Raw genomic sequence first — 14,832 nt, forward strand, 5'->3', positions numbered from 1 at the left:
TTTAAACCCCACCGCCCCACCCCTGCGGCCCCGGGCCGCGGGGGGGGGGGGGGGCGGGGGTGGTTCGGGGGGGGGGGGGGCCTCCAACCCGGGGGGGGCGGGCCGGGCCGGGGCGGCGGCCGCCCCGGCCGGATCCTGCTGGGTCAGCCGTTGACGAGGAACGAGGCGTTGTCGTTCTTCGTCCACACCAGGTTGATGTTGCCGCAGGCCGGAACGACGTCCGAGGGCCCGCTCCAGCCGCTGTTGTAGAACACCTCGACGTAGCCGAAGCAGTTGCCGGGGAACTGGTAGGTGGCGGAGGCCGCGTTGTTCTTCACCGCGACGCCCTGTCCGCGGCCGGGGCCCTGGAACGCGCCGGCGTCGGCGAGGTCGTAGAAGCCCCTGAAGCCGGTGAGCAGGTCCCAGCCGGCCACCGAGCCGGACTGGTTGCTGTTGTACCAGAAGCAGAAGGCCCGGGCGCCGCGGCAGTTCCCGTTGTTCGGTGCGGCCTGCGCGACGGGCGTCACCGCCAGCGTCGCGGTGGCCACCGTCCCCGCCAGCAGCAGGGTGGTGAGGATGCGTCGTGTCTTCATGTTCTTCCTCCTGGTGTCTGGACATCCCGAACCGGGCGGATTCCGGCCCGACTTCGTGTCGATGCCATGTCCGCTTCGGTGGTGCTGTGGGCCTTTGGGTCTTGTCCTGGGGGTTCGGGCCGCTGCAGAACGGCCATGTCACGGAGTCCTGAAGTTCTCCGATGTCGCACACCGTGGCCGTCCGCCCGGGGTGCGGAGCGCCGAACACCGTGGCCGTCGCTCGAACGCGAGGCCCGGCGGGTGCTACCGGAGAGTCCGCCGCCGGCCCGGGGACGGGGAACTGCGCGAGTACCGCGCGGCTTCCCCGGCCCCGGCAGGGCGGAGGAGTCTCAGTGCCAGCCGGTGCAGGGACCGTTGCCGGAGATGCAGGCGCGCGCGCTGCCCGATCCGTCGACCATGTCGCCGTAGCCGGTGGAGCCGATCGCGTTCCAGAACTGGATGTCGAAGCTGTTCTCCACCCAGAACAGCTGTCCGTTCGAGGCACCGGAGATCCTCGCCCAGTTCGCCTTGCACGAGGAGCTGTAGCGGAGTTCGATCGTGCCGTAGGCGGAACTCCTCGATTCCACGGTGTAGGCGTCCGTGTTGCAGCCCATCTGGATGGGGTCCCGTCCACTGCAGGAGGACGCGTAGCAGCCAGCGGTGACCTGGGGTGTGGCGGCGGACGCGGCGGGGACGGCGAAGCCGGTCAGCGCCATGGTGGCTGCGGCGAGGCCGAACAGGATCCTGGTCGGCCGGTTCATGCGCTTCATGGGAGGTTCCTTCCTGAGGAGAGGAGATCGGCGTTGCTCGGCGGGCGGCCCATCCGCCGGCCGTGCATCGGCCCGCAGGAGGCCGCCGGCGCGGCGGTCCTGGAGCCGGTGCGCAACGCGACCTTTTGACGGTGTGGAAGCGAGTGGACTTCGCGGCGGCCCGAGATGGTGATGTCTCGGAGGCCGTCGCGCACCATGGGAGCGGCGGATGTGACCCGTAGACGGGCGGTGGTGCCGCCGGACCGTGGTCGTGCCGACGCCGAGGAGCGGTCGTTGCCGCGTCCGGGGCTCCGGCACGGTTCGAGTTTGCTTAGCCAGCCGGTTGTTGCGCAGCCCTCCTCGCTGGACGAAACAAAGTACCGCTCTGCTGGTCGGAAGGGCCTCTGGAACGAGACAGGCCGATGAGGAGCCGTTGCAACGTCAGTGCTCCGCCCGTAGGTTGACGCGGTCCGGTGGTGTCACCGAGTGGGGGGGAGCACGCGGGATGGGGCGTCAGGAGAGCCCGCTGGATCCGGCCGCCGGGCCGGTCCAGCGCTTCGCGTGGGAGCTGCGCGAGCTGCGTCGGGATGCGGGGGACGTGACCTACCGGGTGATGGCCGGCCGTACCCGGTACTCGGTCGCGACGCTGTCGCGCGCGGCCGGTGGGCAGCAGCTTCCTTCGATGCCGGTGGTGCTGGCCTACGTGCAGGCCTGCGGCGGAGACCTCGCGGAGTGGGAGCGGCGCTGGCACGCCGTGGTGCGGGAGACGGCCGCGGGGGACGGTGGCGACGTGGATGCGCCGTACCGGGGCCTGGCCCGCTTCGAACCCGGTGACCGGGAGCGGTTCTTCGGCCGCGACCGGCTCGTCGCCGACCTGCAGGCCCTGGTCGACTCACGTCGTGTGGTCGCCGTCGTCGGCGCTTCAGGCAGCGGCAAGTCCTCCCTGCTGCGCGCCGGACTGATCCCGGAGCTCCAGGACCGGGGCACGGTCGGCGCGGGCCCGGCCGCGATCCGGATCCTCACCCCGGGCCCGCGACCCGCCTCCGACCATGGTGCGCTTATGGAGCCCGGGAACGGTCCGGGCGACACGGTGCTGGTGGTGGACCAGTTCGAGGAGACGTTCACGCTGTGCGCCGACCCGGCGGAACGCGCCGCCTTCATCGGCCTGTTGCTGGCGGCGGGCGCGCCGGGCAGCCGGCTGCGGGTGGTCCTGGCGGTGCGGGCGGACTTCTTCGGCCACTGCGCCGACCACCACGACCTCGCGGCGGCCCTGCGGGACGCCGTACTACTGGTAGGGCCGATGGGCCCCACCGAACTGCGCGAGGCCATCGTCAAACCGGCCGCCGGCGCGGGCCTGATCGTCGAACGCGCCCTCACCTCAAGGATCATCGAGGAGATCGACGGCGAACCGGGCGGACTCCCCCTGCTCTCCCACGCCCTGCTCGAGACCTGGCGCCACCGCAAGGGCCGAGTACTGACGGAGGCCGCTTACGAGGCCGCCGGCGGCGTGCACGGCGCCATCGCCCGCACCGCGGAGCGGGCCTACAACGGCCTGACGCCGAAGCAGGCCGTCGTTGCCCGGCGTATCCTGCTGCGGCTGGTCACCCCGGGCGACGGCGCGCAGAACACGAGCCGTCCCGCCGACCGTGCCGAACTGGAGTCCCTCGGCGCCGGGGACCCTGACACCGGCACCGCGGCGGTGCTGGAGAGCCTGGCCCGCGCCCGGCTGATCACCCTGGACGGCGACACCGTCCATCTCGCCCACGAGGCACTGATCCGCTCCTGGCCGCGGCTCAACGCGTGGGTCGACGACGCCCGCGACACGCTACGGCGGCACAGGCACCTCACCGAAGCCGCCAAGGCGTGGGAGGACCTGGACCGCGACCCCGGAGCGCTCTACCGCGGCACCCGCCTGGCAGCAGCCGAATCGGCCTTCACCGACGCCGGGCACCGCGACGACCTCACCCCGCTGGAGTCCCGCTTCCTCACCACCGCCCTCACCGTCCGCAACCAGGAGAACCGCAGGACCGAACGCTCCGCCCGGCGGCTGCGGACCCTGCTCGCCACCCTGTCCGCCCTAATCGTGCTCGCCATGCTGGCCGGCGTGATCGCGTGGCAGCAGCACCTGACCGGCGAACGCCGCCGCACGGAGGCCGCCGCCCGCCGGGCCGCCGCGGTGGCCGACGGCATGCGCTCCTCCGACCCCCTGACGGCGATGCGGCTGAGCCTCGCCGCGTGGAAGACCGCCGACCTCCCCGAGTCACGGTCCGCACTGCTCGGCGCCACCGTCCAAGGACGTCTTCACCGATCCGCCCTCCGACAAGGCCGTCCCGCAGACGCACTTCCTCAGCGGCGACGGGCGCACGCTGGTCGGTGTCGGCCGCGACGAGGTGGTGAGGTGGGATGTCGACACGCACCGGCGGGTGGCGTCGCTGCCAGGCCTGGGGGGCCTGGCCGGGGACGTGGAGGACATGAGCGCCGACACCGGGACACTCGTCGCGTTCGAACACAACTATGCGAAGGTGTGGGCGGTGCCTGCGGAACGCTCCGGCGCCATCCCGGCGGCCATCCACGAGTTCGGTTCCGGGATGCGCGGAACCGCGGCCCGGCTCGGTCCGAGCGGACGGACCTTGCTCCTCCACTCCGTCTTCGGCTCGGACAATGTGATCCAGGTCCGGGATACCCGCGATGGCCGGCTGCTGCTCGAACGACGTACCGGGGGCGGTGAGCGCAGGCCGGTCGGTCCCGACGAACTGCGCGGTGTGCCGGAAGTCAGGCAGCGGCGGATGCGGGTGGAGGACCGCACGCGGTACTACCCGTACCCCGATGCTTCGCTCAGCCCGGACGACCGCCTGCTGGCACTGTGCCTTCCCGGCGAGCCGGTCCAGGTGTGGAACGTGCCCGAGCAGCGCCAGGTTCATACCCCCTGGGCCCCCGACGTCACCGCGCAGCAGTGCCTCGACGAGGCGGTCGGGTTCACGCCGGACGGCCGCCGGCTGACAGTCGTCGACGGCGAGGGAGTCCGGATCTGGGACATCGACTCAGGAACGGAACTCCTGCGGATCGAACACGCCGACATCAGGGAGACAGCGTTCAGCGCGGACGGAACGCTCATGGTGGCCTCGGACGGCAAGGAGGTGCTGTTGTGGCGTCTCGACACACCGTCCGTGCCGCTGCTACGGCATCCGCTCGCCAACACCGACGCCGGCCAGTTCCGGCTGGATCCGAAAGCACACCGGATCCGCTACCTGGAAGGTACGACGGGAGCCGTGGTCCGCACCGTCGACGTGACGAACGTCCTCGCCCCGGCCTGGACGAGCCAGCCGATCGCGGCCGCCATATTCAGCCCCGACGGCAACACCCTCGCCACGCTGCCCTCGCCCGAAGGCTTGGAGTCGTACCGCTTCCAACTGCACGATCTCCGCGGTGCAGGACACGTCGTCAACCTCCCCCGCGTACCCTGCACCTCGCAGCGCCGCACCCCGTTGCCCTGTACGGTCCTCACGGCGTTCCGCCCCGACGGGGGAACCTTCGCCTACAGCGTCTTCGACGCCCTGGACGCAGGCTCATCCCTGCATGTATTCACCTGGGACGTCTCCGCCTCCCGCGTGACCGCGCCCCTGAGCATCGGGGCCACCGGTGAGCGGCTCACCGCGTCCAATGTCAATGCGATCGTCTTCACACCGGACAGACGTTCGCTCCTGGTGTCACGGTTGACGCCGGATGAGGCGGTGGAGGTCTGGGACCTGTTCCATGGAGCCACGACGCGGGTGATCTCCGGCGCCGGCGGAGAGCAACTCGCCGTCCGCCCGGACGGAAAGCTCCTCGTCACCTCGCACAACCAACTCGCCGACTTGCCATCAGCGCGGGTGATCCCTCGTACGCTCACCCAGAACACGACCCACACCGTGGCGTTCAGCCCCGACGGCGCTTACCTGGCCACCGGCGACGAAGCCGGCCGCGTCACCCTCTGGGACGGCGCCGCTGAGCGGAACCTGGGCGTACTGCCCGGCACCTTCCGCCCCAACACGGCAGGGGTGCTCGACCCCATCTCCGCACTCGCCTTCTCCCACGACGGCCACACCCTGGCCGCCGCAGGCACCGACGGCACACTACGGATGTGGGACCTCGAATCCCGCCAACCGCTCGGCCCGGCCATCCCGGCACCGGGAGGCGCCACCCTCTCCCTGGCCTTCAGCCCCGACGACCGCACCCTGCGCGCAGCGACCGAGCACGTACCGGTACACGAGGTCACGATCGCCCCGGATCAGGCAGCCGCCGACATCTGCGAACGAGCCGGAGGCGGACTGCCGCAAGCCGACTGGGACACGTACCTCCCCGAGGTGCCCTACCGGGAGGTCTGCTGAACTCCGATGGTGCGATCTCCAGCGGCCCCTCGCCATGGATCAGGCACTCGTCGTCCCAGCCGTACGACCAAGCGACAGTGCAGGTAGCCAGCCACTGCTCGCCAGGGAATAGCGCACGTTGGGAAATGACGCTCCCCGCCAGTCGGAGCCGACACCTGGACCACCGCCCAGCGCCGGGCCTTCGCCAACGACCTGCAGCACTCGCAGCTGATCGCGGTTTCCGCGGCCTCCAACCGGTCCAAGGGCGACAAGTCGCCGGACGTGTGGAAGCCTCCGGCGACAGGCTACTGGTGCACCTACTCCCGCGCGTGGGCCGACACCGAGCACGTCTACGGCCTCAGCGTCACCGCGCCGGAGAAGTCCGCACTGAACGAGATGCTCGACACCTGCGCGTAGCCGCAACCGGTCGGCCCGCCCCATGAGCGAGCGGGCCGACGGGTTATCCGGAGACGGATCCGGCCTCAGCCGTCGAAGCGGAACCAGTGGAAACCGTGTTCGAGAATTTCCGTCAGAGTCCCGCGGTGGAGCGCGGCGAAGCCGACGCCCGCCTCGCTCCCGTCGATGCCACGCCTGAGCAGCTGTACACCCTCTGGCGGCAGGCCGCCGACCGCTCCCGGACGATCATCGCCGAGGCGCTGGCCGAGGGCGGCCCCGACCAGCTCGACTCCTTCACCGCCCGCAACGGCGAGCGCCCCAGCCTGCGCCGGATCCTGCTCGACCTGATCGAGGAGTACGCCCGCCACATCGGCCACGCCGATCTGATCCGCGCGTCGGTCGACGGCCTCACGGGCGAGGGCCCGTCCTTCTGGCCGGCCGTCAGGTGCGGACCTGGATCTCCACCCGGTGCCTGATGTAGTCGTCCGGGTGCGCGCGAGCGAGCGCCGTCGCGGTCTCCACCAGGTGGTGCAGCTCCGGTGGGTAGGCCGACGCCCGCAGCGGGAGGCCGGGGAGGATGCAGCGCCGTACGTCGAGGTCCTCGTTGGTGACGAACTCCCGGAGGGCGGCCTCGTTCCATTCGCGCACCAGGACGGCCCGGTCGGTGGCCCCGTCCAGCTCCAGGGCGCCGGGCTGCTCCGCAGAGGCCCCGTCGGGGTCGAGGGGGAGCACCGTCCAGTACCAGGCCCGGGCCGCCCCGGCGCGCTGGGCGTCGGTGCCGCCGCGCAGGCGGTCGAGCAGTCCGGCGCGGACCCGCCGGTAGCCGTAGGCGTTCAGGGCGGGCTCGACAAACGACCGGTTGTAGCTCGGGTTCGGGTCCTGGACGGCAGCCTCCAGCAGGGCTTCGAAGGACGCCTCGGAGAGCACCAGCCCCCGCTCCCCGGCTTCGCGCAGCGCCCGTCGGACGGCGTGGCCCCAGGCCCAGCTGTCGCCGTCGGCCGGCTCGGGCGCCGGCTTCAGCCCGGGGATCCGGGACACCTCGGCCAGGCACCGGTGGAACGCCGAGCTGTCGTCGCTGGTCCGGTCCGGCAGCGCCGCGAAGGTCTGCGCGGTGCCGGTCGCGCCATTGCCGGCCGGTTCATCCCGCTCCGTGGTCATGTCGTCCTCCCCGTCCCCGTGGCCAACCCGCAGGCCAGCGACGGGAAGCCTAGCCGATCCACGGTTCCGCTGAGGCTGCAGCGAAGGAATATCGCGCATTCGGAATGACGCTCCCCGCCAGTCGGGGCCGATGGCTGGACCACCGCCGAGCGCCGTGCCTTCGCCAACGACCTGACCCACTCCCAGCTGATCGCGGTCTCCGCCGCCGAGGGCCGCGGCCAAGCCCACGTGGTCGAAATGAACCGCCAGGTCCTCGGCAACCTGGAGAAGATCATCACCAGCTTGGAAGACGACCTCGGACGGTCGGAGGCGAGCGCCGATGCCAGCTGACAACAGCCGGCACATCGTCGACACCGCCCGTCGCCGCAGCGAGTACACCCGCGCCAAAGCCATCCAGGCCCTCCGCACCCTCGACCTGGCAGGCGAGCTGGTCACGTTCGAGACTGTCACGAAGCGGGCCGGAGTGTCCCGGTCCTGGCTCTATGCCCAGCCGGACCTGCGAGAGGAGATCGAGCGCCTTCGGGCAGCACGCCGACGCGGCCCCGGATCGCCGGTTCCTGCACGTCAGCGCACCTCCGACGCTTCCCTGCTGCAACGTCTCGAAGCCGCCAACGCCCGCATCCGGCGCCTCACCGAGGAGAACAACTTCGCGAGCAACTCGCCGGCGCACTCGGCGAACAACGCACCGCTACGACTCGCACCAGCCCGCCCCGGGCAGGCGCGAGCGATCCGATGTCGGCGTGCAGATGACTGTGCCCAGACAGGTACGAGTGAACGTGCTCGGTTCTGGGGGCCTGCCCGCGGGTGACGCAGGCGCCGCTGGTGGGCCGTCTGGCGCGCGCTGGCGCCGATCGTCAGCGCGCCTCTGCTCCGCTGGGCTGGTTGCCCGCCGTACTCCGGTGATACCGGGCCTCCTTCCCGGGCCAGCCGTGGTCGATGAACGGCGGGCGGTCCACCCGCTCGAAGCACCGCAGCAGGAACTCGGTGAAGGTGCCGGCGGTCTCGAACCACTCTCCGATCTCGCTCCAGACGATGATGCGCCAGTCGTCCGGGTCCGGTTCCACGGCAAGGAAGTAGTACGTGTTGCCCTGCTCGTCGTGCCCCCAGTTGATCAGACCGCCCTCCTCGGGATGGAACGGCCATGGGTACAGTTCGGGGTCATTCATTCCCTGCCACCCCCGGCGCCAGAGCCGCTCCGCCTCCTCGTGGCTGCCGTCCATCGGCCGGTCCAACCACACGTATCCGTCAACGGCGCCAGGCCCGAAGCGGTCCAGAAACGCCTTGTAATCGGTCGGCAGGGCCAGGCCCAGGTAGGCCTCCGACGCTTGCCACAACTCCGGCCGCGCCTGGCCCCACCGCTCCGGCTTGCCAAGCCGATCTCTCAACTTGTCCAGCGCCGTTGCCGGCATGACCGCCCCCATCTGCCGTGTCCCGTTGGTACTGGAAGCATCCTGTCGCCACGGACCGACAGAACGGCGCCCGCCGAACGTGCGGCCGCCGTTGTTGGCCAGCACCGTCAACTGCCCGAACCGCCGCCAGCCGAGCAGGCCCGTACCGAGTTGGACGAACTCGTCGTCGAAGCCCCGCATTCCATGGAGGGGTACACCCGCGAGAAGTTCCCGCACTGGATCCGGCAGTACGGCACCTGCGACACCCGCGAGGTGGTTCTCGCCCGCGACGGCCAGAACGTCGTTCAGGACGACCAGTGCCGCGCCGTCTCCGGCACCTGGGTGAGCCCCTACGACGACAAGGTGTTCACCGACGCCAAGGCCCTCGACATTGATCATTTGGTTCCGTTGGCGGCGAGTTGGAGGGCGGGTGCCGAAACCTGGACCACCGACAAGCGCAAGGCGTTCGCCAACGACCTGGAACACTCCCAGCTGGTCGCGGTGTCCGCCGCCTCGAACCGCGCGAAGGCCGACAAGTCGCCCGACCAGTGGCGGCCGCCGCTGCGACCGTACTGGTGCACCTGCTCCCGCGCCTGGACCGACATCCAACACCTCTACGGCCTGTCCGTCGCCGAGCCCGAGAAGGCCGCCCTGATCGAGATGCTCGACACCTGCGCGTAGCCGGCGGCGGACCCACCCGCCTGCCCCGGGGCGGCCGGCGGGTGGGTCCGGGCGAAGTCGCCGTTCCGCTGCGCAGGCCTCCGCGCGGGCTCTACGGTGTCCGCATCGGCATGACTGTGAGTCAGGTGTTCAAGGAGTGGGTACGAATGGATGTTCCGCTGGCGGACGCAGTAGCGGCGGTGCGCGACGAACTACTCGAAGCCGCCGCCCGGGCCGGTGACGACCCGCAGGTGGTGTTCGCGGTCGGACCGGTGGAGATGGAGTTCGAGGTCGAGCTGCGCGCCGACGCCAAGGCCAAGGCCGGCTTCAAGCTGTGGGCGGTCGGCGCCGAGACCGAGGCCGGCCTCTCCCGAGCCCGCACCCACCGCATCGCGTTCACCCTCACCCCCAAACGCCCCGACGGAGGCGACCTGCTCGTCAGCTCCGCTGCCCCGGACCGGGAGGGCCCCGGCGACGCATCCGGGCGCATCGCCGACTGAAAACCTGGACGGCGGCCGGCACCTCCTGGCCCGGCCGCGGCCACGCAGCAGTACACAGGACCGGAGGGTAGGAGGCTGGGGTGGAACGGGTACGGCTTGCCGGGCTGAACGGTCCGGGTGGGCGGGGGTCGGGGTACGCGGTCGGTGGACGCCTGATTCTGACGTCCGCGCACGTCACCGGACCCGCCGGGACGGGCGTGAAGGTCTTCCACCCGGCCGGCACCGGCACCGCGACCGGGACCGTGCTGTGGGCCGGCACCGCCGGTGGACGCGACGACGCCGCGCTCGTCCTCGTCGACGACTCCCCGCACTGGCAGCCGCCCACCACTCCCGTTCGGTGGGGGCGACCGGACACCACCCGCCCCGGCACCCCGTGCGAGACATGGGGCGTCCCCGACGAGGCCCAGCGCCCCGACCACCCCGTCGAGGCCGCGCACCTCCACGGTGAGGTGAACCCGGGCAGCGGCTTCGTCGGCAACCAGTACGTCATGGACCTGCGCACCCCCGCCACCGGATGGCCGGGCGACGGGACGTCGCCGTGGGGCGGCCTGTCGGGGGCGGCGGTGTTCTGCGACCGCTACCTCACCGGCGTCGTCGCCGCCGACCGCGCGAACTCCGCCCACGGCCGCCTCAACGTCGTCCCCTCCTACGTCCTGCACCACGATCCCGCCTTCCGCACCGCCCTCGCCGAGCACGGCGGCGGCCCGGCGGGCGGGCTGGAGGCTGTGGAGTTCCAGGACATCGCCGACCCCACCGTCCATACCGCCGTCCGACGCGCCCCAGTGACACCCGCCGCCCTGCTGGAGGCCGGTCGCCAGATCGTCCCCTTCCACGGCCGCGAGAAGCTGATCGCCGAACTGGAGGCGTGGTGCGGGCGGGACGGGTTCGGGGCGTGGCTGCTGCACGGCCCCGGCGGACAGGGCAAGACCCGCCTCGCCCACCACCTCGGCCACGAGCTCACCGCCCAGGGCTGGACGGTGCTGTGGCCGCGCACCGGCGCCCGTCCCGAGCAACTGCGCGAACTCCGGCACGCCGCCAAGCCGCTGCTGGTCGTCCTCGACTACGCCGAGACCCGCCCCCGGCAACTCGGCGCACTCGTCGACGCCGCCACCGAACACCCCGGCACCACCCCGTTCAAGCTCCTTCTCCTCGCACGGACCGGAGGCGACTGGTGGCAGCAGGCCCGTGAGGCGAGCCGACCGGCCGAGGAACTCCTCGCCACAGCCCGCACCCGCCGCCTCACCCCGCTGGAGGACGACCCGAACCGCCGCGCCAGCCACTACCACGAAGCCGCCCACGCCCTGGCCAGCGCGCTACCGACCGTTCCGGGCACGGCCGGACACGACTGGACCGCGGCGGCCGCGGCGCTGAAGCCACCACGGCGGCTGGCCCGGGACGACGCCTACGGCAACGCGCTCACCCTTCACATGACCGCCCTCGCCGACCTCCTCGACACCGTCCGCGCCCAACCTGCGGACCGCACCGACGAGGGGGACGAGGACGGGAACGAGGACGAGGACGAGGACGTCCAGGACGTCGAGGACCGGCTGCTCGGCCACGAGGCCCGCTATTGGCGGGACAACGCCGCCATCCGCGGCCTCACCCCCGCCCTCGGCATGGACACCCTGAAGACCGCGGTCGCCGCCGCCTACCTCTCCGGCGCCACCGGTCCGGAACACGCCGACCTGCTGTGGCAGCGACTGCCCGCGCTCGCGGACCAGCCCCGCGACCGCCGCGACCGGGTCACCACCTGGCTCGCCACCCTCTACCCCGCCGCGACGACCCCGGAAATGTCACCCTGGGGCGCCCTCCAGCCCGACCGTCTCACCGAACGCCACACCGGCCGCATCCTCCTGGCCGACCCCCGCCTCGCCGACCGACTCCTCGACGGCGCCGACGACACCCAGGCCGAGCAACTCCTCACCGTCTACAGCCGCGCCGCCGCCCACCGCACCTTCCGGGAACGCCTCAACACCCACCTCACCGACCTCTGCGTCCGCCACCACGAGACGCTGGCCGTCCACATCATCACCACCGCCACCCGTACCGACCACCCGACCCCGCTCATCACCGCCCTCGACACCCTCACCACCGACCCCACCACTCCGCTCGACACCCTTATCGCACTCCACGGCCAACTCCCCAGCACCAGCCACCGCCTCGCCACCACCGCCGTCCGCCTCACCCGAACCATCGCCGGCCGCTACCGCACCCTGGCCACCGCGAACCCGGACGCCCACCTTCCCAACCTCGCCAGCTCCCTCAACAACCTCTCCAACCGGCTCGGTGAAGTAGGGCAGCGGGCGGAGGGGCTGGCCGCCGTCGAGGAAGCCGTCGGCCACTACCGAACCGTCGCCGAAGCCAACCCCGACGTCTACCTGCCCCACCTCGCCACGGCCCTCAACAACCTCTCCATCCGGTTGAGTGAGGTGGGTCGACGGGGAGACAGCCTGACCGTGGTCGAGGAAGCCCTCACCATCCGTCGCGCGCTCACCACGGCGAACCCGGACGCCTACCTACCCGACCTCGCGATGGCCCTCAACAACCTCTCCAACCGGCTCGCTGAGGTGGGCCGGCGGACGGAGGCACTGGCCGCCGCCGAAGAAGCCGCCAGCCACTACCGCACCCTGGCCACGGCGAACCCGGACGTCTACCTGCCCCACCTCGCCACGGCCCTCAACAACCTCTCCAACCGGTTGGGTGAGGTCGGTCGGCGGGGCGAGTGCCTGACCGTTGTGGAAGAGGCCGTCGCCATTCGCCGTGCGCTGGCTGATGGCAACCCCGATGCCCACCTGCCCGACCTCGCGATGGCCCTCAACAACCTCTCCCTCCGGCTCGGTGAGGTGGGCCGGCGGGCAGAGGGCCTGGCCGCCTCCGAGGAAGCCGTCGCCGTCCGCCGCGCGCTGGCTGATGGCAACCCCGACGCCCACCTGCCCGACCTCGCGATGGCCCTCAACAACCTCTCCAACCGGCTCGCTGAGGTGGGCCGACGGGCGGAGGCACTGGCCGCCTCCGAAGAAGCCGCCAGCCACTACCGCACCCTCGCCGAAGCCAACCCCGACGCCTACCTTCCCGATCTCGCCGACGCTCTCAACAACCTCTCCATCGACCTCAGTGAGGTGGGTCGGCGGGCAGAGGGCCTGACTCTTGCCGAGGAAACCGTCGCCATCCGCCGCGCGCTGGCTGACGGCAACCCCGATGCCCACCTGCCCGACCTCGCGATGGCCCTCAACAACCTCTCCAACCGGCTCGCTGAGGTGGGCCGGCGGGCAGAGGGCCTGGCCGCCTCCGAAGAAGCCGCCAGCCACTACCGCACGCTGGCCGACACCAACCCTGCCGCCTACCTGCCCAACCTCACCGGCACCCTCACCAACCTCTCCCTCCGGCTCGGCGAGCTGGGCCGGCGGGCGGAGGCACTGGCCGCCTCCGAAGAAGCCACCAGCCACTACCGCACCCTCGCCGAAGCCAACTCCGGCCTCTTCGGACCAGCCCTACAGCAGTCCCTGGCGGTGACCGCTTGGCTCGAAGGACTCGATCCATAGACGGGTAAGACGGCAACCGCCGTACCCCGGCACGAGGAATATGGCGCGGTCGGAATGACGCTCCCCGCCAGTCGGGGCCGACACATGGACCACCGCCAAGCGCCGCGCCTTCGCCAACGACCTGACCCACTCGCGTAGCAGCACTGGTCGGGCGGCCCGGTGGGGGTGGTGGGCTGGCCCTGCGGGAACGGCCGCTCCGCCCACCGGGCGAAGCGGCCGTGCGGTGCTCGGCCCAGGCAGGGCGCCGAGTGCTGCCGGGTGATGGCCACCAGGGCACCACCACCCTCGCTGGCCGTTCCCCGTTCCCCCGCCGGCGCTCCGACTGTCTCCGCATCGAGGACGGCCGGGGCCTCTCGTTCCACCTCGCCGGGGCCCCTGACCGGCCCCCCTCTCTCTCCAGGGGACAGGAAGAGGTGGAAGCGTGTCCCGGCGAGCACTTGAGGCTTTCATGAACCGTTCGGCCACGACCACCGTCCCGACAGCGTTACCGTGTCGCTCGACGTCCATCGTTCGAGCTGCTGCAGTACCTCGACACCTCGCCCAAGGCCGCGCCGGACACCGGGGAGCCGTTCAGCGACGAACAGCGCGCCGCAGGCGAGGAGGGCGCGCAGATGCAGAAGGCGACCACTTGCTGATGAAGCACACCGCCAGGGCCCTCACCCTCACCGCCGCACTGCTCGCCACGGCCGGCTGTGCCTCGAGCGGCACCGTGAAGAACCCCGCGCCCATCGCCATGCCGGACCCGATCCCCACGGCAACCCAGGCCACCCTGGCCGCCGTCGCCCGGACCTACCAGGACGCGGCCAACCGCGGCGACTGGCAGGCCGCCTGCGCGCTCAGCTCGGCCAGCCTGCGCGGCGGCAGCACTGCCGACTGCGTCACCGCCCGCACCAGCACCCCGCCGCCTGCCACGACCCCGGCACCGGGCACCCTGGACGGCCCCGGACCCGCCGCCGCCGGCGCCGTCATCAGGATGCCCCAAGGCCCCGGCAGCCACCCCGCTGGCTACGGGGTGTACATCACGTTCACCCTCGACCCGTCCGGAAAGGTCGGCCGCCGCGCGCTACGCCTGGTCGACGAGGACGGCGCGTGGGTGGTCGACCAGAGCGAGGACGGAATCTTCGGCGAGAGCCAGCTCCGGCGTGTTCTGCTCCGGAGCTAGTGCCGCGTCAGACAACCTTTGCCCTGGCCTGGATACGGTGAGGCCGTGAGTGGAAGAGATCAGCCAGACCTGGACGAGATCGAGTCGTGGTTCACTGCTGTGGCCGACGGACGCGTAAGCCGGGATGCAGCCGACCGGTGGGCCGGGCGTTGGTTCCTCGATGACGAATTGGAATGGGACGACCTGTCAGTGTGGGCGCTGGAGCACCTCCACGGGATCGATTTGCGGCCAGGGCCCGAGGAACCGTACCTGCACAACGACGAGCAGGTACGAGAGTGGCTGGAGGAGCTACGGCGGCGCCGCGCCAGGTAGCGCACACCGAAGGCTCTCCTGTCCTCGTCCGCTCCTGACGCGAGGCTGTTGGTGCACGGCAGAACGAG

At 71.5% G+C, this 14,832-nt stretch carries 13 protein-coding genes and 1 pseudogene; 10 read left to right on the forward strand and 4 right to left on the reverse strand.

Going from position 1 to position 14,832, the window contains the following annotated elements; genetic code table 11:
* Positions 1-143 precede the first annotated feature (143 nt).
* Together ACFVVU_RS09235 and ACFVVU_RS09240 are read right to left on the reverse strand one after the other, a co-directional pair.
* Positions 144-572 carry a peptidase M23 gene (locus tag ACFVVU_RS09235; protein ID WP_387788902.1) on the reverse strand — a complete coding sequence of 143 codons (429 nt, stop codon included), beginning with the start codon at positions 570-572 and terminating at the stop codon, positions 144-146.
* A gap of 329 nt (positions 573-901) precedes the next feature.
* A complete protein-coding gene (locus ACFVVU_RS09240; protein ID WP_387788903.1) occupies positions 902-1,321 on the reverse strand; it encodes a DUF2690 domain-containing protein in 420 nt (139 codons plus the stop codon).
* A gap of 484 nt (positions 1,322-1,805) precedes the next feature.
* Here ACFVVU_RS09240 and ACFVVU_RS09245 point away from each other — a divergent pair, with 484 nt between their 5' ends.
* The 4 genes from ACFVVU_RS09245 (at position 1,806) to ACFVVU_RS09260 (ending at position 6,518) form a co-directional block, all read left to right on the forward strand.
* Positions 1,806-4,028, forward strand: a complete 2,223-nt coding sequence (locus tag ACFVVU_RS09245; RefSeq protein ID WP_387788904.1) for a hypothetical protein — start codon at positions 1,806-1,808, stop codon at positions 4,026-4,028.
* Positions 3,964-5,667: a WD40 repeat domain-containing protein gene (locus tag ACFVVU_RS09250; protein WP_387788905.1), complete on the forward strand. Its 1,704-nt coding sequence runs from the start codon at positions 3,964-3,966 to the stop codon at positions 5,665-5,667. The genes ACFVVU_RS09245 and ACFVVU_RS09250 overlap by 65 nt, the downstream gene beginning before the upstream one ends.
* A 261-nt stretch (positions 5,668-5,928) precedes the next feature.
* Positions 5,929-6,063 (forward strand): hypothetical protein, encoded by a 135-nt coding sequence (locus ACFVVU_RS09255; protein ID WP_387788906.1) that lies wholly within the window; start codon positions 5,929-5,931, stop codon positions 6,061-6,063.
* 125 nt (positions 6,064-6,188) lie between these two features.
* Positions 6,189-6,518: a DUF664 domain-containing protein gene (locus ACFVVU_RS09260; protein WP_387788907.1), complete on the forward strand. Its 330-nt coding sequence runs from the start codon at positions 6,189-6,191 to the stop codon at positions 6,516-6,518.
* Here ACFVVU_RS09260 and ACFVVU_RS09265 read toward each other — a convergent pair.
* Positions 6,484-7,200, reverse strand: coding sequence for a hypothetical protein (locus ACFVVU_RS09265; protein ID WP_387788909.1), 717 nt, complete (start codon positions 7,198-7,200; stop codon positions 6,484-6,486). The genes ACFVVU_RS09260 and ACFVVU_RS09265 overlap by 35 nt on opposite strands.
* 123 nt (positions 7,201-7,323) lie before the next feature.
* Here ACFVVU_RS09265 and ACFVVU_RS09270 point away from each other — a divergent pair.
* A pseudogene (locus ACFVVU_RS09270) lies at positions 7,324-7,416 on the forward strand (HNH endonuclease); the annotation flags it as partial.
* Between the two features lie 103 nt (positions 7,417-7,519).
* A complete protein-coding gene (locus tag ACFVVU_RS09275) occupies positions 7,520-8,008 on the forward strand; it encodes a DUF6262 family protein (protein ID WP_387788910.1) in 489 nt (162 codons plus the stop codon).
* A gap of 46 nt (positions 8,009-8,054) precedes the next feature.
* Here ACFVVU_RS09275 and ACFVVU_RS09280 read toward each other — a convergent pair whose 3' ends face one another.
* Positions 8,055-8,789 carry an SMI1/KNR4 family protein gene (locus tag ACFVVU_RS09280; protein WP_387788912.1) on the reverse strand — a complete coding sequence of 245 codons (735 nt, stop codon included), beginning with the start codon at positions 8,787-8,789 and terminating at the stop codon, positions 8,055-8,057.
* Positions 8,790-8,792: 3 nt separating this feature from the next.
* Here ACFVVU_RS09280 and ACFVVU_RS09285 point away from each other — a divergent pair, with 3 nt between their 5' ends.
* The 4 genes from ACFVVU_RS09285 to ACFVVU_RS09300 all read left to right on the forward strand — a co-directional run bounded on the left by ACFVVU_RS09285 (position 8,793) and on the right by ACFVVU_RS09300 (position 14,452).
* Positions 8,793-9,269: a DUF1524 domain-containing protein gene (locus ACFVVU_RS09285; protein ID WP_380688394.1), complete on the forward strand. Its 477-nt coding sequence runs from the start codon at positions 8,793-8,795 to the stop codon at positions 9,267-9,269.
* Between the two features lie 146 nt (positions 9,270-9,415).
* Positions 9,416-9,748 (forward strand): trypco2 family protein, encoded by a 333-nt coding sequence (locus ACFVVU_RS09290; RefSeq protein ID WP_387788914.1) that lies wholly within the window; start codon positions 9,416-9,418, stop codon positions 9,746-9,748.
* A gap of 197 nt (positions 9,749-9,945) precedes the next feature.
* On the forward strand, positions 9,946-13,290 hold the full coding sequence (locus ACFVVU_RS09295) for a tetratricopeptide repeat protein (protein WP_387788916.1): 3,345 nt from the start codon (positions 9,946-9,948) through the stop codon (positions 13,288-13,290).
* A 634-nt stretch (positions 13,291-13,924) separates the two neighbouring features.
* The gene (locus ACFVVU_RS09300) at positions 13,925-14,452 is read left to right on the forward strand and encodes a hypothetical protein (RefSeq protein ID WP_387788917.1); all 528 of its coding nucleotides are present in this window, start codon (positions 13,925-13,927) and stop codon (positions 14,450-14,452) included.
* The last annotated feature ends 380 nt before the right edge of the window (positions 14,453-14,832 follow it).

It is taken from the genome of Kitasatospora sp. NPDC057965 (assembly GCF_042887135.1).
Lineage (GTDB): Bacteria > Actinomycetota > Actinomycetes > Streptomycetales > Streptomycetaceae > Kitasatospora.